This is a genomic window from Paenibacillus sp. FSL P4-0113, assembly GCF_038009305.1.
Taxonomy (GTDB): Bacteria; Bacillota; Bacilli; order Paenibacillales; family Paenibacillaceae; genus Paenibacillus; species Paenibacillus polymyxa_D.
In genome coordinates this window covers 5,233,760-5,252,659 of sequence record NZ_JBBPAZ010000001.1, presented here as the reverse complement: position 1 = coordinate 5,252,659, position 18,900 = coordinate 5,233,760, and the positions used below count along the sequence as shown (strand labels likewise).

Sequence of the window (18,900 nt, the reverse complement as noted above, 5' to 3'; positions counted from 1 at the left end):
AATAAAAAAAGCCGCAGAAGGCTGCGGCTTGCATACAAGGAATATAGAATGACTGTTATGAATCGTTTCAGAACATACGCTTATGAAAAATAACACCGTAAACGAATAAGCCAAATCCCGTTCCGGAATAAACGCATACGTCCCTACATTCATTTTCAGACACACTTCTCCCGTTGCAGCTTACAGCCGCCTGCCAGTAACTGTGCAGTTAAGTGGGAAAATCAGTGTGCTTACTTCATCGGACGTATGGTTACCTTCCTTTTCATGGGATAATTACTTGCGGTTAGTATAGCAGATCACAACACATTTGCAAATAACCCTCGTTATTTTCCAAATACCAAAGTTGTATTCGACGAGCCTGCATATTTCGTTACAAACTCTTTAGTATATTCAGGAGTCTGAACTTGATAGCTATAGTTCTTGCTTGGATTCCAGTTGGTTACACGCGATTTTTGATTGTTGATGGTGGGAAAACTCCCTACATCTTTAAACTCGCCATTGCCTTTATCATCAAGAATACCGCCCTTTTCATTACCTTTTCCAAAGTAGTTGTACTCAGAATAGATTCTTGCATTCGTAGCAATGGTATAAGCAAGCTGAAAATTATTAATATAATTATTTTTAACATGGAAATATCCATATCTCATGAGTCCTGGACCACGTACAAGTAAGTTTTCAAAATAATTATTAGCGATCGTGATATGGGGCATGCCATCATAATTTTTATTGCCATCATCAGGATATCCCAAAATGAGACCATATTTATGATTAGCAAATTTGGAGTTACTAATGGTTACATAATCAGCCGATTGGCCTATGTACAAAAGTTTGTCCAGATCCGAGCCATTTGCATTATAACTGTGACCTGCAAACGTAACATGATCAATCCAATAATTTGTGCCCGCAGTAAGATAAAGTTGGATGTCATCGTTACCGTTAATGTTGGCACTGTGCTCAAAAGTTAAATTTTGAAAGATCACATTTCCCGAATTATTTGTTGTTTTCAAATGAATGTTAACCAGTTTGTTTTGCGCATAAGAACCAATGAGCGATTTGTTAGTACCAATGTTGACCACGGTTTTAGAGGAGGCAGAGATATTTTTTTCGATGACCAGAATTTTAGGAGTTGAATCCCCTAACTGGTTTTTCAAATCGTTTAGATTATTGATATAGATAATCTGACCGCCTTTTCCCCCTGTTGTGACAGGCTTAGTAGCTCCATTTTCACTTTTAGCCTGTCCGGCAAAACCAGTCATTCCATTCGTCGACGTATTCGGAAAATCAGCAGCGGCGAACGTAGAACTTGCAGGGAAAGTAAGCAGCACCAAAGTTAATGCTAAAAACAGAAAAGAAATTTTCCTCATTGCAGCTACACCATCCTTTTTTAAGTTAAATCCCAACAATGCGACTATACTTATTTTTTAGTAAATGGTAAATAGTTCTTTTTATCTGTTTATTTATAGCATATAAGCTAAATGTTTTATATTTTATTTTGTGTGGCAATGTAAAAATAGTTCGTAAGAACGCAAAAAGCCGTGATACCCCATTGGCACCCCGGCTATAATGTATTTATCTACTCCAAACAAAACAAAAACCCTTGCGTCACAAGGGTTTCGAACTTCTTAAAATAGTAAGCGGGTGATGGGAATCGAACCCACGCTATCAGCTTGGAAGGCTGAAGTTCTACCATTGAACTACACCCGCATTTTATAATATCTCGATTCTTATGTATGGCACGCTTAACCTATCGTCAACCAGCTGAATCAGGATGTTATTTAGTATAACTTACCTTTCAGCAAAATGCAAGCATACTACATACTATCCTGAGCCAGCCAATTCATAGGTTCACGTAAAAACAATTTTTCAAAGATTTCTGCCGGAATGGGGCGACTAAAGTAATACCCCTGACCCTCATGACAATCTTGTGCCTGCAAAAAATGAAGCTGCTCCTCATTTTCTACCCCTTCAGCCGTAACCTTCAGCTTCAAATGGTGAGCCATGGAGGCAATAGTAGATACAATTGCTGCATTTTTGCTGTCGACCAGTACCTCATTTACAAAGGAACGATCAATTTTTAGACGATCAATCGGGAGATTCTTCAAATAATGCAATGAGCTATAGCCAGTTCCAAAATCATCAATACTGATTGCGACACCAATAGCCTTTATTTTTTTTAACTGTTCAAAGGCTCGATCCTTATCAAAGGTCATACTCTCGGTAATCTCCAGCTCTAGATAGCGTGCTTCAAGTTCCGTATAGGTCAAAATGCCCCGAATTACATCCACCAGCTTTTTTTGCTGAAATTGGCGCATGGATAAATTGACCGAAATCGGGATTGGTGGGTACCCAAGCTCCTGCCAATGCTTATTTTGCAGACAGGCCTCCCGTAACACCCATTCCCCCAAGGGCACAATTAAACCACTTTCTTCAGCCACCGGAATAAAATCGCCTGGCATCACCATCCCACGATGAGGATGATTCCAACGCACCAGCGCCTCCAAACTCGTTAGCTCGCCACTTTGCAGGTGGACACGAGGTTGATACACCAATGAAAATTCCTCATTTTCAAGCGCTCGCCGCAGATCATTTTCCAGCTGGAGTCTTTCATGCGCTCGCATCTGCATCGAACTAGCATACCGCTGAAAATTCACTCCCTGCTCTTTAGCACTATGTACAGCCGTATCCGCCTGCTGAATAAGCTGTTCACTCTGATTCGCATCCAACGGGTACAAAGCTATACCAACGCTCACCGTCACATGATAAGACTCACCATCAATATCGAAAGGCAGATCGAACAGCTTCACCATATCATCAATACGACTTCTCATAGCATCTGTATCTTCGTATCCCGTTAGAAGAAAGGCAAATTCATCTCCGCCCATGCTAAAGACAGCTTCCCCTTCATGGCTAAAATGCCCCAAGCGTTCGCCTACTGCATACAGCAAATAATTTCCTGCCATATGTCCAAGCGAATCATTAATCGCCTTGAAACGATCAATATTTAGAACTAAAAGTGCTACTGTCTCATCCGATTTCAATGATTTGCGCAATATTTTATCTAAACGTTGGGAAAGGCGGCGACGATTGGGGAGTCCTGTTATATCATCATTATAAGCAATGTGATTAAACTCAGATTCTGCTGCCTGCTTTTCACGATAAGGAACCAGAACCATCAACCGGACCAGCCCGCTCAACATGTTATAGAATGCTATCGCGTTGGTCAAAAGTCCCAATAGGTGATTAATATCGCTCATTTGCTCAGAAAATAAATAGAACAACTGACTCACAACACACAGTCCAATTCCACGAACCATAAGCAACATGCCCAACTCCGCCGGGCGGACTTTCCAATATTTTCGCACCCCGAAAATAAAAGTGAACACAAGTAGTAACATGACAGCCAGATTTAACGTCCAGCCCAGGTTGCCTATTTCGTATCGTATACGTAGATCCGGTAAGCCTGCACCAAATATCTTAATAACTCCTAGAATCAGCAAAGTGCAGCCTATCCCTGCCCACAAAGCCACTGTCTTGTATTCAGACTTCGTCTTGCTAAACGGGAGGAAACAAACACATAAGAGCAAGACAGAAGTAAAGGCACGATTTACAAACAGCAGCCATAACGAAATGCCCGGAGACAAAGCAAAGTCCGTCAGGCTTACGAAACTAAACGAAACAATATGAACAAGGTAAAGCAGACCAGCCACCAAAAACGTCGGGGCAATAAGAAGTCTCTGCAAGGATAACTGTTCCAGTAAAACGGACCAGGATTGATAAAAAATAGAAAAACAAATCGCAGCACAGGCAAACCCTATGATCGGATATAACAAGAAAAAAACATTATGGGAGTATATCTTATTCAAAGTTACGTGAAATAACTGAACCAAGACAAACAAAACTATCGCAGCAATGCCGATACCTATCGTTTTTTTTACTTCCAGCCGTATACTCATTCAGCCTCTTCAGCCCCCTGCATATCGGAGATTCCGATCATCTAAGACGTTTGACAGCTTTGGAAGCCGTTGTTTAAGTCTATAGTATCAAAAATAATGTTGTATTCTGGTATATAATAGCATTTAATCTGTGAAAGGTGAATCATTTTTTTGTCTTAAATTCATGAATTCATTTTCGCATTTACGCAAATAACCGAGCTTACAGCACCAAAAAAGCGCATCATCTTGTCAGATTATGCGCTTCAGATAACCTTTTCCAAAAAGGTGATACCTATACCCCAACGCTGCACAACATAAAAGAAATAGTATGTACAGGACCCCTCTGCGAAAACCTCCCCATATTAAACTACAGGAAGCGTGATTTTGAATTGTGTGCCACTTCCATGTTTACTGTCTACATGTATGAAACCTCCGTGATTTTTGATAATTCGATAGCTCACAGCCAATCCCAACCCGGTTCCACTTTCTTTTGTTGTAAAAAAAGGATCAAATAAACGCGTCAATGTATTGTGATCCATACCTAATCCGTTATCTTCAATACAAATGTGGACATAATTGCCCTCAAGCACTGTATGAATATCGATGCAGCCCTCTCGTTCCCCACCCATGCTTTCAATGGCATCCATTGCATTTTTAATCATATTGAGAATAACCTGCTTAATCTGCTTCACATCAATGGAAACCTTCATGAGCTCATCATTTTCGTCCAATGCAATCTGGCAACCCTTCATCAATGCTTCGCTTTCTGTCAGCATCACTACTTCTTTCAGCAGCCCCATCACAGATACAGCCGTTTTTTGCGGAGCCGAAGGCTTGGACGAATTTAAGAACTCATAAATAATGTCGTTCGCACGATCAATTTCTGTTAATATAATGCGGGCATACTCATCCCTGCCCAACTCCACCAAATGCGGTCGAAGCAATTGAATAAAGCCCCGGATTGCGGTAAGCGGGTTACGAATTTCATGAGCAATAGAGGCCGAGATGCGTCCCAGCATCGCCAGCTTATCGTTTTGATATGCTGTCTGCTCAATCTGCTTATAATCCGACACATCCTTGACGCTAAACAAAAAATCGCCATCCATCTGATCACCATAGGTTACTGTTATCAACCAATGCCGACCATACTCATCAATTAACTCATGATAGCGCTTTCTATGAAAGATAGTTTCTTTATAAATCCGCATGATTTTCTTCTTCTTAAACCGGCTTAACTCAGGATGATGCAAAATTTGCATCAAATTGCGACCTGCTAGCGAACTCCGTGGTAGCTCCAGCAATTTCGCCATTTGCACGTTAATAAAGGTCAGTACCCCGTCACTGTCAAACAGCATGATACCACTATCCAGGTTCTCCAGCACATTTTCATACTTGTTATTGGCGATCTGTGTGGAAGGACAAGCTCCCACGGTATCAAGCAAGGCTTCTTGGAATTCACTGATCATGCCAGGCTTCCCCCTTGTTTCGGAATGACAAACTGGCCGTATCGGACGCGTAATAATCTTGAAGAAAAGAAAGGCATCTATCGACTACCCTTCAATGGTGTAGAAAACAGTTACACAGAAATCCGACCATCTCTTTCCAATTCCAGTCTTATTTTATGATAGACAAGATTAAGGATCGCAGTCAATCGGAAAAAGTGTCGAATCCAAATTTTTATCCTGTTTTCTTTCGTCATAATATCTGCGCAACATTACCAAAATGAAAAATGAAGTTAGGAACAAGCGCCCTACACACCAAAGAAGCTCTCCAGAATTGAGAGCTTCTTTGGTGTGTAGGATGTCAACTGCCGCTCTTATTATGTTGAAGCCGGGATCGTCTTTGGCTCATAACGGCCAGTCTTCTCTTAAGCTCTCCCTGCCATTTTTCATCATTCATCTGTTTGGCTACCATCAATAAATCCAGGGATATGTCAATTTGACGCTTCACAATTTCAAACGCATCTTCACTTTCACGATTCACACAATTTTCAAATATCGTATCATCGTCTTCCATGACATAATCCTGAAAATCAATCTCGCTTGCCCCATCTCCATGTGCATATTCAGCCAAGATTTCATACTCATTTTCGACTTTATAATGAACTTCAATGCGACGACATACCGGGCAAAACAGCAAAGGAACATTATGAACTTGGGTGCGGTAATGCTTCAGCGTTCCCTTGGTTCCTACCATGCTTGCTCCACAGCAATAACTCATCCGGGCTCAGCCTCCTCTGAACAAAACCTGTTCTGCCTTGCTTATCTTCTACAATACCTTATTCGCTTTCGTCAGGCAAAATTCCTCCAGAACACAACAACATTTCCATAATTATTTGTTACCTCACTCTGCGTTGCCTCATTAAACAGGCTGTCCTCACATTTTCCGCTGCACAGAGCAGGCAAGCAAGCCCCCAATAACGGTAGAGTAACCGCTAGTTGGGGGCTTGTTTGTTTAATTAATTTCAACTTGTGAAGCTTATATTACAGATTTTGATCGCCTGGTTTCCAGTTCATTGGGCACAAGCCACCGGATTGCAAAGCTTGCAGTACACGCAATGTTTCTTCTACACTGCGACCTACATCGTTGTGGTTAACCACTTGATATTTCAATTCGCCTTCTGGATCAATGATGAACAAGCCGCGCAATGCAACGCCTTCTTCTTCGATCAGAACGCCATAATCGCTTGCTGTTTTTTTCGTGATGTCAGAAGCCAATGGGAAGTTCAGTTTGCCTAGACCGTTGTTTTCTTTAGCTGTGTTGATCCATGCTTTGTGACTGTGCACGGAGTCTACACTGATACCCAGAATTTCAGTATCCAGCTCTTTGAATTGGTCAGCAGCATCGCTCAATGCTGTAATTTCCGTAGGGCACACAAAAGTGAAATCCAGTGGATAGAAGAAAAATACGAGCCACTTGCCACGGTAATCGGAAAGCTTCACCGAACCAAATTCTTGACCGTCTCCAGTCACTGTTTCCAATGCAAAATCAGGGGCGGGTCTTCCTACCAATCTTTCTGCCATAATATGAAATCCTCCTTTAAAATATGTAAGAAAAACACCACATGTGCTTTCCTCAATCATCTGTATTGTAATAAACAACAACTTACTTGATAAATGTTATCATTCGCTGAAATCAAAGTCAATATTGTAACCATTACTTTTTTATAATTATTTTAAACTAGCTTAAAAATTCACATTTTATTCACATTTTGAACCTTTGAATATACAAATAGCTCCTGATTGCTCAGGAGCTACTGTGCTAAACATTTGCCAAAAAGCTAGACTGTATAACCTTACTATATAATAGGAAGCTTTTTTTCAGAACGGGTGCATTTACGGAGCTTTTAGCGAATAGCTGCAGCGATCAGATCACCCATTTGAGTTGTCGAGATTGCTTGAGATTTATCCACCGCAATATCCGCCGTACGGTGCCCTGCATCCAGTACCTCAGCTACGGCTTTCTCAATGGCATCTGCTGCTTTCTCGTACCCGAAGGTAAGACGGAACATCAAAGCAACGGACAAAATCGTTGCAATGGGATTCGCCAGGCCTTGACCTGCAATGTCAGGCGCCGAGCCATGTACCGGCTCGTATAGGCCGAAGCTGCCTTCTCCCAGTGATGCGGAGGAGAGCATGCCGATGGATCCAGTCAGCATAGCCGCTTCGTCACTGAGAATGTCACCAAACATATTTTCCGTCACGATGACGTCGAAGCTAGATGGACGACGCAGCAATTGCATGGCGCAGTTATCAACCAATACATGCTCCAGCTCGACATCCGGGTAGTCTACAGCAACCCGGTTCACTACTTCACGCCATAAACGGGAAGTTTCCAGTACATTAGCCTTATCCACCGATGCAAGTTTTTTGCGACGTTTTTGTGCAATTTCGAAAGATTGGCGCACGATACGCTCTACTTCTGTTACATTATATGCGCAAGTATCAACTGCTTCCTCACCCTGAGGACTTTCTCGTCTGAACTTCTCGCCGAAATAAATGCCGCCCGTCAGTTCGCGCACCACGATCAGGTCCGTTCCTTCCAACACTTCCGGTTTCAATGTAGACGCGTCCTTGAGACAGTCAAAGACGACAGCAGGACGAAGATTCGAAAACAGACCGAGCTCTTTGCGAATGCCCAGCAGCCCGGTTTCAGGACGAAGTTCCTTTGGATTGTTATCCCATTGTGGCCCTCCTACCGCACCCAGCAGAACAGCATCTGCAGACTGACATACTGCCAGTGTTTCTTCCGGTAATGGTGTGCCCTTCTTATCAATGGCAATCCCGCCGAACAGCGCATGCTCCGTTTCAAATGAAAAGCCGAATACTTCTTCCGTACGTTTCAAAATTTTCTCTGCCTCTGCGACCACTTCAGGTCCAATTCCATCTCCCGCTATTACCGCAATCTTTTTAACGTCTGCCATCACGTACACTCCTCTTGTTATACAGCCATACAACCGTATTTTTCATACCTTCTTTGTAACATATATGGCAGGGCTTTGACCAAGATATAGAATCTATCAATTCAATAGGCACAGCCTATAAGCTGGTTTTTTCATCAGAAAAAAAGAAAACAGGACCGGAAAAACCCGACCCTGTAAACCCAACTCTTAAGTCTGCATAAAAACTAAGATTTATAATCTACGCGATTACTGTAGTTTTTACGCTTGTCGATTAAACCATTCAGCGCATCCACGTAAGCCCGAGCACTTGCTTCCAGAATATCGGTGCTTACCCCGCGTCCCTGTACAGACAGTTCGTTTTGCGTCAGCACTACATGGACTTCACCCAGAGCGTCCTTACCATGGGTAACAGACTTGATGGAGTAATCTGAAAGTACAACGCTCTCACCGCTGGCTTGATCAATCGCATTATAGATCGCATCGACTGAACCATTTCCTTCAGCTTCTGTCTCAATAACCTGATCTTCATCGTTAACCAGACGCACTTGTGCGGAAGGCGTAGCCTTATTCCCGTAGGTAACAAAAATCGTTTCCAGCTTGAAGACTTCAGGTGCATCAGCCAATTTTTCTTCCAGCAATGCCAAAATATCATCGTCCGAAACTTCCTTTTTCTTATCAGCCAAATCCTTGAACTGCCCAAAAGCGCGATTCAGATCTTCTTCGTTCAATTCGTAGCCCAACTCGATCAAACGCTCACGGAAAGCATGACGACCTGAGTGCTTACCAAGTACCAGCTTGCTTTCTTTTAGACCGATACTTTCTGGTGTCATGATTTCATAAGTCGTTTTCTCTTTCAGCATGCCGTCTTGATGAATACCTGATTCGTGCGCAAAAGCGTTGGCTCCAACAATTGCCTTGTTGCCCGGCACTACCATCCCCGTCAAACGGCTAACCAAACGGCTCGTGCGCGCAATTTCAGACAATTGAAGAGACGTTTTGGCCTGGAAAAATTCCTGTCTCGTCTCCAGTGCCATGGCGATTTCCTCAATGGCCGTGTTTCCAGCACGTTCACCGATACCGTTAATGGTTCCCTCGATCTGATCCGCGCCATTCAGGATGGCAGCAAGTGTATTAGCAGTAGCCATTCCCAGGTCATTGTGGCAATGTGCACTCAATTGAATCTTCTCCACATCGATTACATTTTCCTTAATATGTTTGAATATATTTCCATACTCATAGGGTGTCAAGTAACCTACCGTATCTGGAATATTGACGACAGAAGCTCCTTCTTGTACAGCCATGGTGACCATTTCAACCACAAAATCAAGCTCTGTACGGCCTGCATCTTCCAAGGAAAACTCCACTTTAGGCAAATATTTCAACCCATAGCGTATGGCAGCACGAGCAGTTTCCAAAACCTGTGCCTTCTCCATCCGCAGCTTATGTTGACGGTGAATAGGAGAGGTTGCCAAAAAAATATGGATACACGGGTCCTGAGCTCCCTTGAGTGCCTCGCGAACTGCATCAATATCCTGTTCCCTTGCACGCGAAAGACCAATCACCGTCGAATTTTTTACAGCTTTTGCTACTGCATTAACAGCTGCCAGATCACCCGGAGAAGCAGCCGGGAACCCAGCCTCCATACGATCAATTCCCAGCTTCTCCAACTGATGAGCGATCTCCACTTTTTCACGAGTATTCAAGTTCACGCCAGGTGACTGTTCTCCGTCTCTCAACGTTGTGTCAAATATATATATTTTGCGCAACCTAACGCACCTCCTCAGGATTAGGACCCTTAAATTACAATGCGGCTCACGCAATAAGCAGGGCCGCATTGTAATTAATATTTATAAATAATGCATGTAGTCGAATTCATAGTACAAAAGATTATTACTTTTTGATCCAATGCATCATTTCACGCAATTGTCCGCCCACCACTTCAATCGGATGGTTAGCTTCATTACGACGAGTAGCCGTCAGGAATGCACGTCCAGATTGATTTTCAAGGATGAAGTCACGAGCAAATTTACCTTGTTGAATGTCAGTCAACACATCCTTCATGGCTTTCTTCGTATCTTCCGTTACCACACGTGGTCCAGTTACATAATCGCCATATTCCGCTGTATTACTGATGGAATCACGCATCGTTGCCAATCCACCTTCATACATCAAGTCAACGATCAGCTTAAGCTCATGCAAACATTCAAAGTATGCCATCTCAGGAGCATAACCTGCTTCAGTCAATGTTTCAAAGCCCGCTTTTACAAGTGCGCTCACGCCGCCACACAATACCGCCTGCTCACCGAACAGATCCGTCTCCGTTTCTTCACGGAAGGAGGTTTCAATTACGCCCGCACGTGTACAGCCAATGCCTTTTGCGTAAGCAAGTCCGATTTCTTTGGCCTGACCCGTTGCGTCCTGCTCAATTGCGATCAGCCCCGGTACTCCAAACCCTTCTACATAAGTACGACGTACCATATGTCCTGGGGATTTTGGAGCAACCAGCAATACATCGCTATCTTTAGGAGCTACGATTTGTCCAAAATGAACGTTAAAACCATGGGAGAACAAAAGAGCTGCGCCTTTTTTCAGGTTAGGTTCAATTTCATTTTTGTACACAGAAGCTTGAGTTTCATCAGGTAACAAAATTTGAACCACATCTGCACGGCTTGTTGCATCAGCTACGTTCAGAACTTCAAAACCGTCGTTTCTTGCGACATCAGCCGATTTGCCTTCACGCAAACCAATAACAACATTCACACCACTGTCACGCAAGTTTTGTGCTTGAGCATGCCCTTGGCTACCGTAACCAATAACGGCCACTGTCTTTCCTTTCAATACGCTGAGTTCTGCATCTTTTTCGTAGTACGTTGTAACTGCCATGGTTAATTTCCTCCTTTTAATTGGACCCTTCATAATGAGCGGGTACTCCAAGAGACTTTCCCTCGTGATTAGCATCTAAAAATCTCTTCGAGTCCCCGCTCTTATGCGGGCGGTTCTTTATTGATGTAATGCGCTATAAGCGGTAATTCGTTAAAGCTCCATATTAAGCATTGCCACGTATCATAGCTGTAACCCCGGTTCGAGTCAACTCCCGAATACCGTAAGGCTTCAACAACTCGATCATGGCATCAATTTTTTCTGTATCGCCAATGACCTGTACAATCAAACTCGTCGTTCCAACATCAATTACAGCTGCTCTGAATGTTTCTACCACGCCCATAATCTCTGGCCGTTGAGGCGGTTCTGCCTTTACCTTTATCATCGCCAATTCCCGGGCTACCATTGGTTTGGAACTGAGATCGATGACCTTGATCACATCAACCAGCTTGTAAAGCTGCTTTTCAATCTGCTCTAGGTTGTTCTCATCCCCTACAGTCACAATGACCATACGGGATAATCCAACTTCTTCCGATTGTCCCACAGTTATGCTCTCAATGTTAAAGCCGCGGCGACCGAACAGGCCGGACACACGTTGCAAAACGCCGGGTTGATCATTTACCAGTACAGCAATGGTATTTTTTGTTGTCATTTTACTCGTCCCCCATCAGCATTTGATCAATTGTCGAACCTTGCGTCACCATTGGATATACGTTCTCTTCCTTGCTGACTACAAACTCGACAACGACCGGTCCGGGTGTATCAAGCGCCTCCTGCCAAGCCCGACGTGCCTCTTCCTTATTCGTAGCACGCAGCCCTTTGACACCGTATGCTTCGGCAAGTTTCACAAAATCCGGACTTCCCGCCAGGTCAATGTGACTATACCGATTGTTATAGATCAATTCCTGCCATTGGCGAACCATTCCAAGCACCTGGTTGTTGATAATTACGATTTTAACCGGAATGTTATTGATTGCACAGATGGCTAATTCCTGCGAACACATCTGCATACCGCCGTCCCCGTTAATCGATATTACCAATCTGTCGGGATTGGCCATTTGAGCACCGATTGCAGAAGGGAAACCAAATCCCATCGTACCGAGTCCACCAGAGGTGACCCATGAGCGTGGCTGATTGAATTTGTAATACTGCGCTGCCCACATTTGATGCTGTCCCACGTCTGTCGTTACGATTGCACCACCCTTGGTCGTTTCATCCAACAACTCAACAACCCATTGTGGTTTAAGCACCGTTTCAGAATCCTTATAAGAATAAGGTTTCTCATTCTTCCAATGCTGAATTTGCGCTCTCCATGCATCTGCCAGGTCCGCACGTTTCACATCCTGATTCAGCAATTCCAGCACTGCCTTCACGTCACCCACGATAGGAATATCCGCTGCAACATTTTTTCCGATTTCAGCAGGGTCGATATCAATGTGGACGATTTTAGCTTGAGGAGCAAACCCATCCAACTTGCCTGTTACCCGATCATCGAAGCGGGCTCCGATACAGATCAACAGATCAGACTGTTGAATCGCCTGATTGGAGGTGTATGTTCCATGCATCCCCGGCATCCCCGTCCACAGTTCATGTCCACTTGGGAAACCACCCAATCCGAGCAATGTTGTCGTGATAGGAATTTCCGTTTTACGAACAAACTCGTAAAGTGCTTCATGTCCACCGGAGTATACAACTCCTCCACCTGCCAGAATGAATGGACGTTCTGCTTCGGAAATAGCTTGAGTTAGCTTGTCTAGTTGAATTTTGTTGGGCAACACTTTCGGGTTATAACCCCGCATGGTCACAGGTTCCGTTTGTGGGACAAACAACGTCTGGGCTGCAGAAATATCCTTGGGAATATCAATCAGTACCGGTCCCTTGCGCCCTGTGTTGGCAATATGAAATGCCTCATGGATGATTCGCGGTAGATCCTCTACATCTCTTACCAGATAGCTATGTTTCGTAATCGGCATTGTAATTCCCGTAATATCGGCTTCCTGGAAAGCATCCGTACCGATCAGGGAAGATACAACGTTACCCGTGATGACCACCAACGGCACCGAATCCATAAAAGCCGTCGCAATACCAGTTACCAGGTTTGTCGCTCCAGGTCCGGAAGTCGCAATACAGACGCCCACTTTACCGCTCGCCCGTGCATAACCATCTGCCGCATGAATAGCTCCTTGTTCGTGACGAGTGAGGACATGCTTGAAATCCTTAAAGCCATACATGGCATCATAGATATATAACACTGCACCACCAGGATATCCGAAGACACAATCTACTCCCTCCAGCAACAGGCTACGGAGTAAAATTTCCGAACCTGTAATCACTTCAGGCTTCATCCACTTTTCACGTAATTCATTGGTTGACCTAACTTCAGGAATTTGTGCACTCATTGGTCATCCTCCTTTACAAAATTTACATACATCTGACATTTGTAAAAACAAAAAAACCTTTCATCCCTAGAACAGACTTGCTGTTACTGAGGGACGAAAGGCTGTAGCTTCCGTGGTACCACCCGTGTTTGCCCGATATTTCGCAATATCGAACCTTGGCAGGTACAGAAATCACAAAGGATCTCCATATCTGGCGTCTGTAACGTAGACCGTACGATTTTCCCTAATAGGTGATTCAGCGCACCGTTAATGTCATCGGGCCCAAATACTTTTCAGGAAAACAGCTCCAAGGTGAGCTCGTTAAAAAGGGATTTTGGTGAAGCTTGCAGCTAATGCCTCACTCTCTGAACAAAAGAGCCCTAATCACTTCGTCCTCTTCATTGCCGTTGAGTTCATGTCATTCTTTCAAATGTTTAGACACATTATATGTCTCCCATCTGGGATAGTCAATACCCATATTTCATAAAAATTTATGTTTCTTTTCTGAAGCACCTCCGAGTCGCACGCTTGTAAGAGGTACCCGCATATTATAAAAAAGACCACACGGTGAGACAGTACACTCCTCCAAAGCCACGTCTTATCTTGTTAAAAGGGTAGAAAAGGAGGCCCGTTTATGATTCGAAAACGCAGCTCTCAAGATGACAACATCATCTTTCGTCTAATCGAGCAAGAGCTTGTCCCCCTATCGCATTTAAGTGCCCAAGAAATGGAACAAATACGCAAAGAATTACCCCGGCGCTTAAACCGGGGCATCACTTTTGTAGCTTGCAGACCGGATAATGCACAGGTTGTTGGCTTCATTCATGTTATGCTGCATGGCGAACTATTATACATTGATTTGATCGCAATCTCTTCGGCTCATCAAGGTATGCGATACGGAAAAAAACTGCTTGAGCATGCCGAACACTACGGACGACTGCGTCGCTGCAAGCGGGCTAAAGTGATGGTGGATGAAGACAATATCAGGGGGATCCACTTTTATCTGCGTCATCAATATCAAATGCTGCGATACGTAGCTCTGAGCCGATGCCACGAACTCGAAAAGTTACTGTAATAAGTATCTTTTTCGGGCTCAGGATTTTGTATGACTAAAATAAATTAGGGTAATACGGATATCCTACCCCGGGGTATCCCCCGTCTGTATACGGGCCTGGCTGCGGACCATATCCTGGTCCTCCATAGCCCGGACCGTAGCCACCATATCCCCCACCATAGGCACCAATGTATGGAGCTGTGCCAATGGCAAGCAAGTCAAACAGCACCAGAGGAATAATTGCCTTCGTGTTTACTTTTTTCTTGCGGTTTGGTTGAAGAACCAGTCGGTTACCCGAAATGCGAATCAGCTTGCCGCTGACCTGGGAACCATCCTTGCGAGTAGCAAAGATGACTTTGCCGACAAGCTTCTCCACCTGCTTTCTGGTTACTGCCTGTTTCATCGTATTTCCTCCTTCTTCTCAACGGATGGACAGATTGAACGGCTCCTTGATAGCTCATCACCACCACAAAATAGACCGGAGCTGACAGGGGCCGAGCGTCCCGTCCAATCTGCATAGCACAGTCTATTCCATTCATGCCAGTAGCGTATGTTTAAATGCCTGCACAATATAAAAAAATCTGATACCTGCATATGCAGATACCAGATTTTTTATACACCCATGTACATTTTGCAAAACATACAGCATCAGTTGTTTATAAGTTTAACGCTTGCTTGGATCATAAAGTTGACCCAAAGCGGCCGGAGCGCGTGAACGTCCGACAGCCGCTACCAGTACAATAATCGTCAGGAGATACGGCAACATAAAAATAATTTCCTGGGGAATACTTTGTGACCATGCGAACAGCTGCACATAGTTGCGAATGGCTTGTGAAAAACCAAAAAACACTGCTGCGCCAAAAGCACCGAGCGGATTCCATTTACCGAAAATCATAGCGGCAATAGCAATATATCCCTGCCCCGAAACTGTATTGTGTGAGAACATGTTGGTTGTAGTCAGAGTGATTGTAGCTCCACCAATCCCAGCCAACGCCCCACTAATCATCACACCAATATAACGAAGACGATTTACTTTAATTCCCACGGTATCGGCCGCTCCTGGATGCTCCCCAACGGAACGCAAACGCAAGCCAAACGGTGTTTTATACAAGGTGAAATATCCAATAATAACCAATAGAATAGCTAGATATGTCGTTGGGTAAGCTTGGAAAAAGGCTTTTCCTGCAATCGGGATATCCACAAGGTAAGGGATGGATATTTCGTTGAAACCCTGAATCCGACCGGTGTCACCATCACCCTCAAATAAAAGCTTGACCATATACAGTGTACTACCTGCTGCCAGAAAATTAATAACTATACCACTTATTACCTGATCAGCTTTAAAGGTAATAGAGGCTACAGCATGAATTAGCGAAACCAGAATACCGAACACCGCAGCTGACAGCACACCTACCCAAGCCGCAGAGGTGCCTCCTAGTCCAGCTTGCTCGGCATAAAATCCGCCAACACCCGCTGCAAACGCTCCAAATACCATAAGTCCTTCCAATCCGAGGTTCGTCACACCGGATTTTTCTGAAAAAACCCCGCCGAGAGACGCAAAAATAATCGCCGTCGCAAAAACGAGCGTTGTATGGATTAATTCACCAAGTGTTAACCAACTCATTTTACAACACCTTCTCTTTCTTCCGCTTGGAGTAGAGCGGCTTCACAACCCAACGTACAATACCTTGGGCCGCAATGAAGAAAATAATCGAGCCAATGACAACCCGGATAATTTCGGGCGGTACATCTGCGCTAAAGCTCATCCCCGCAGAACCATACGTAAGCGTTCCGAACAAAACAGAACCGAGCAGCACACCAAATGGGTTATTCATCCCAATCAGAGCTACGGCGATACCGTCAAAACCGGTTCCCGGTGATCCTGCCATGACAGATTGGTAATGGAATACTCCCAGCACTTCAAAGGCCCCTGCTAATCCGGCAAAAACTCCACTAATGAACATCGCTTTTATAATATTACGATTTACATTCATACCTGCATAACGGGATGCATCCTGATTAAATCCGACAGCCCGCAGCTCATAGCCCTGCTTTGTTTTCCACATAAAAATGTAGAAAAAGACTGCTGCCAGCACAGCAATAACCGTACCCCAATGTACCCGAGCATTCCCCATCATCTGGGACAGCCATTCGATGGAAATTGAAGCAGAAGGCCGAATATCCACAGAACGATTCTCACCTTCCATAAGTGCGAACTGATTGATCACCAAATTAGCCAAATACAGGCCGATCCAGTTCATCATAATACATGTAATAACTTCATTCACGCCTCGTTTGGCCTTCAAATAGCCAGCAATCGCAGCCCACAGGCCTCCGAAAACTGCGCCTGCAATCACAGCCAAAGGTGCATGAATGATAGCTGGCAACCCCTGGAGTTTAATGCCCACAATCGAAGCAGCTGTCATACCTACCAGAAACTGACCTTCGCCACCAATATTAAACAATCCGGCGCGGGCCGCAAAAGCAAATGCCAACCCCGTCAAAATCAGCGGAGTCATCTCGCGGATAGCCTCTCCAAAGTTATAAGAATCTCCGTATACACGGCTAAACAAAGCAGAATAGGCCACAATAGGGTCATACCCGCCAATCAGCATCACGATAGCACCCAGAAGGAGACCCAAAATAATAGAGACCAGCGCCAGTACAAAGGAGTCTTTTGTGAATATTTTCAATAGATTAGCCATTCTCTACTCCTTTCTTCACTGCACTTCCTGCCATCATCAGCCCCAGTTCCTGGTCATTCGTTTCTTCTGGCAGCACTTCCCCGACAATCTTGCCCTCATATATGACAGCAATTCGGTCGGATACATTCATAATCTCGTCCAGTTCAAAAGATATGAGCAACACAGCTTTACCTTGGTCCCTCTGCGCAATCAGTTGTTTCTGGACAAATTCAATAGCTCCAACATCCAGACCGCGTGTAGGCTGTGCTGCAATGAGAAGGTCCGGATTTTTATCAATTTCACGTGCAATGATAGCCTTCTGCTGGTTCCCACCAGATAATGCTCTTGCCTTCGTGTGAATATCCGGTGTTCTAACATCAAACTTTTCGATGAGACTTTTAGCCTGTTTCTCTATAGCATCTTTGTTCAAGAAGCCATTTTTACTGTAAGGCGCCTGGTAATACGTCTCCAGCACCATATTTTCACTCATAGAAAAATCCAGCACCAACCCATGCTTATGACGGTCCTCTGGTATATGTGAAACGCCTGCCTCTGAAATTTTGCGTGGTGACTGATTGGCCACCTCTTGTCCGAGCAAACGAATGCTCCCGCCATCCACCTTGCGTAAGCCTGTCAAAGCTTCGATCAGCTCACTCTGTCCATTACCATCTACTCCGGCAATCCCCAAAATCTCGCCCGCCTTGACCTGCAGGTTCAACTCATTTAGAACATGAATACCATCCTTGTTTTTAGAAATTACATTGTTCATTTCCAATACCGTTTGTCCTGGTTGCGCAAGCTGCTTGTCCACTTTAAAGGACACACGACGGCCCACCATTTTCTCAGCCAGCTCATTTGGTGTTGTTTCAGACGTCTTGACCGTATCAATAACCTGACCTCGGCGAATGATCGTAACGGTATCCGCAATTTGCATGATTTCTTTAAGTTTATGAGTAATAAGAATAATTGATTTGCCTTCAGCCACCAAACGTTTCATAATATCCAGCAACTCAGTGATCTCCTGTGGTGTCAGTACAGCTGTAGGCTCATCGAAAATCAGAATATCTGCACCGCGATAAAGCGTTTTAATAATTTCTACACGTTGCTGCATACCCACAGATATATCCTCAATTTTGGCATTCGGATTCACCTGAAGGCCGTACTGCTCAGACAACCGCTGTACTTCTGCGGCAGCCTTTTTATAATTGATTTTCAGACCCTTACGTGGCTCCGAGCCCAGGACAATATTTTCGGTAACGGTAAACGGCTGTACGAGTTTAAAATGCTGATGCACCATGCCAATCCCCAGATCAATCGCCTTATTTGGACTATCAATCTGTACAGGTTTACCTCCGATTTCAATGGTCCCTTCATCCGGCTGATACAGTCCGAAAAGAATATTCATAAGCGTAGATTTACCCGCGCCATTCTCACCCAAAAGGGCATGAATTTCTCCCTTATGCAGCTTGATGCTGATGGAGTCGTTGGCAACGATGCCGGGGAATCGTTTTGTAATTTGCTTTAACTCAACGACGGGGGTCGCTGCATCCATGAGATCACCCTTATACAC

General features: G+C 44.3%; 15 protein-coding genes and 1 tRNA gene. 1 reads left to right on the top strand and 15 read right to left on the bottom strand.

The genetic code is table 11. The features are described from left to right. Positions 1-323: 323 nt before the first annotated feature. The 11 genes from MKX46_RS23000 to ilvB form a co-directional block, all read right to left on the bottom strand. Positions 324-1,364: a polysaccharide lyase family 1 protein gene (locus MKX46_RS23000; RefSeq protein ID WP_341071830.1), complete on the bottom strand. Its 1,041-nt coding sequence runs from the start codon at positions 1,362-1,364 to the stop codon at positions 324-326. A gap of 269 nt (positions 1,365-1,633) precedes the next feature. Then, positions 1,634-1,704, bottom strand: a tRNA-Gly gene (locus MKX46_RS22995). A 107-nt stretch (positions 1,705-1,811) separates the two neighbouring features. Continuing rightward, positions 1,812-3,953: a bifunctional diguanylate cyclase/phosphodiesterase gene (locus tag MKX46_RS22990; RefSeq protein WP_029516479.1), complete on the bottom strand. Its 2,142-nt coding sequence runs from the start codon at positions 3,951-3,953 to the stop codon at positions 1,812-1,814. Positions 3,954-4,294: 341 nt separating this feature from the next. Beyond that, positions 4,295-5,398, bottom strand: coding sequence for an ATP-binding protein (locus MKX46_RS22985; protein ID WP_039269745.1), 1,104 nt, complete (start codon positions 5,396-5,398; stop codon positions 4,295-4,297). A gap of 337 nt (positions 5,399-5,735) precedes the next feature. After that, entirely contained in the window at positions 5,736-6,152 is a 417-nt protein-coding gene (locus MKX46_RS22980) for a hypothetical protein (protein ID WP_029516478.1), read from the bottom strand. A 263-nt stretch (positions 6,153-6,415) separates the two neighbouring features. Further along, on the bottom strand, positions 6,416-6,955 hold the full coding sequence (locus MKX46_RS22975) for a peroxiredoxin (protein WP_023987763.1): 540 nt from the start codon (positions 6,953-6,955) through the stop codon (positions 6,416-6,418). Between the two features lie 323 nt (positions 6,956-7,278). Next, entirely contained in the window at positions 7,279-8,355 is a 1,077-nt protein-coding gene (leuB, locus tag MKX46_RS22970) for a 3-isopropylmalate dehydrogenase (protein WP_029516477.1), read from the bottom strand. Between the two features lie 203 nt (positions 8,356-8,558). Then, positions 8,559-10,100 carry a 2-isopropylmalate synthase gene (locus MKX46_RS22965; protein ID WP_069012849.1) on the bottom strand — a complete coding sequence of 514 codons (1,542 nt, stop codon included), beginning with the start codon at positions 10,098-10,100 and terminating at the stop codon, positions 8,559-8,561. A 124-nt stretch (positions 10,101-10,224) separates the two neighbouring features. Beyond that, complete coding sequence (ilvC, locus tag MKX46_RS22960; RefSeq protein WP_013309387.1) at positions 10,225-11,217, bottom strand: ketol-acid reductoisomerase; 993 nt, start codon at positions 11,215-11,217, stop codon at positions 10,225-10,227. Positions 11,218-11,380: 163 nt separating this feature from the next. Beyond that, positions 11,381-11,866 carry an acetolactate synthase small subunit gene (gene ilvN, locus MKX46_RS22955; RefSeq protein WP_023987760.1) on the bottom strand — a complete coding sequence of 162 codons (486 nt, stop codon included), beginning with the start codon at positions 11,864-11,866 and terminating at the stop codon, positions 11,381-11,383. A 1-nt stretch (position 11,867) separates the two neighbouring features. Continuing rightward, positions 11,868-13,613 carry a biosynthetic-type acetolactate synthase large subunit gene (gene ilvB, locus MKX46_RS22950; protein WP_029516475.1) on the bottom strand — a complete coding sequence of 582 codons (1,746 nt, stop codon included), beginning with the start codon at positions 13,611-13,613 and terminating at the stop codon, positions 11,868-11,870. 613 nt (positions 13,614-14,226) lie between these two features. Between ilvB and MKX46_RS22945 the strand changes: the two genes are divergently transcribed. Further along, positions 14,227-14,667, top strand: a complete 441-nt coding sequence (locus tag MKX46_RS22945; protein WP_029516474.1) for a GNAT family N-acetyltransferase — start codon at positions 14,227-14,229, stop codon at positions 14,665-14,667. A 34-nt stretch (positions 14,668-14,701) separates the two neighbouring features. Here the strand turns inward: MKX46_RS22945 and MKX46_RS22940 are convergent, their stop codons facing one another. From MKX46_RS22940 to MKX46_RS22925, 4 genes are all read right to left on the bottom strand, one after another. Next, positions 14,702-15,049: a hypothetical protein gene (locus MKX46_RS22940; RefSeq protein WP_023987757.1), complete on the bottom strand. Its 348-nt coding sequence runs from the start codon at positions 15,047-15,049 to the stop codon at positions 14,702-14,704. Positions 15,050-15,310: 261 nt separating this feature from the next. Continuing rightward, entirely contained in the window at positions 15,311-16,270 is a 960-nt protein-coding gene (locus MKX46_RS22935) for an ABC transporter permease (RefSeq protein ID WP_010349245.1), read from the bottom strand. A 1-nt stretch (position 16,271) separates the two neighbouring features. Next, positions 16,272-17,351, bottom strand: coding sequence for an ABC transporter permease (locus MKX46_RS22930; protein WP_341071829.1), 1,080 nt, complete (start codon positions 17,349-17,351; stop codon positions 16,272-16,274). After that, the gene (locus MKX46_RS22925) at positions 17,344-18,882 is read right to left on the bottom strand and encodes an ABC transporter ATP-binding protein (protein ID WP_029516472.1); all 1,539 of its coding nucleotides are present in this window, start codon (positions 18,880-18,882) and stop codon (positions 17,344-17,346) included. The genes MKX46_RS22930 and MKX46_RS22925 overlap by 8 nt, the downstream gene beginning before the upstream one ends. Between the last annotated feature and the right edge of the window lie 18 nt (positions 18,883-18,900).

What these genes read in the sequence shown, in the direction of transcription:
- MKX46_RS22975 (WP_023987763.1), bottom strand. Translation starts at nt 6,955, where the DNA reads ATGGCAGAAAGATTGGTAGGAAGACCCGCCCCTGATTTTGCATTGGAA.
- MKX46_RS22985 (WP_039269745.1), bottom strand. Translation starts at nt 5,398, where the DNA reads ATGATCAGTGAATTCCAAGAAGCCTTGCTTGATACCGTGGGAGCTTGT.
- leuB (WP_029516477.1), bottom strand. Translation starts at nt 8,355, where the DNA reads ATGGCAGACGTTAAAAAGATTGCGGTAATAGCGGGAGATGGAATTGGA.
- ilvB (WP_029516475.1), bottom strand. Translation starts at nt 13,613, where the DNA reads ATGAGTGCACAAATTCCTGAAGTTAGGTCAACCAATGAATTACGTGAA.
- ilvC (WP_013309387.1), bottom strand. Translation starts at nt 11,217, where the DNA reads ATGGCAGTTACAACGTACTACGAAAAAGATGCAGAACTCAGCGTATTG.
- MKX46_RS22940 (WP_023987757.1), bottom strand. Translation starts at nt 15,049, where the DNA reads ATGAAACAGGCAGTAACCAGAAAGCAGGTGGAGAAGCTTGTCGGCAAA.
- MKX46_RS22925 (WP_029516472.1), bottom strand. Translation starts at nt 18,882, where the DNA reads ATGGATGCAGCGACCCCCGTCGTTGAGTTAAAGCAAATTACAAAACGA.
- ilvN (WP_023987760.1), bottom strand. Translation starts at nt 11,866, where the DNA reads ATGACAACAAAAAATACCATTGCTGTACTGGTAAATGATCAACCCGGC.
- MKX46_RS23000 (WP_341071830.1), bottom strand. Translation starts at nt 1,364, where the DNA reads ATGAGGAAAATTTCTTTTCTGTTTTTAGCATTAACTTTGGTGCTGCTT.
- MKX46_RS22990 (WP_029516479.1), bottom strand. Translation starts at nt 3,953, where the DNA reads ATGAGTATACGGCTGGAAGTAAAAAAAACGATAGGTATCGGCATTGCT.
- MKX46_RS22980 (WP_029516478.1), bottom strand. Translation starts at nt 6,152, where the DNA reads ATGAGTTATTGCTGTGGAGCAAGCATGGTAGGAACCAAGGGAACGCTG.
- MKX46_RS22935 (WP_010349245.1), bottom strand. Translation starts at nt 16,270, where the DNA reads ATGAGTTGGTTAACACTTGGTGAATTAATCCATACAACGCTCGTTTTT.
- MKX46_RS22945 (WP_029516474.1), top strand. Translation starts at nt 14,227, where the DNA reads ATGATTCGAAAACGCAGCTCTCAAGATGACAACATCATCTTTCGTCTA.
- MKX46_RS22930 (WP_341071829.1), bottom strand. Translation starts at nt 17,351, where the DNA reads ATGGCTAATCTATTGAAAATATTCACAAAAGACTCCTTTGTACTGGCG.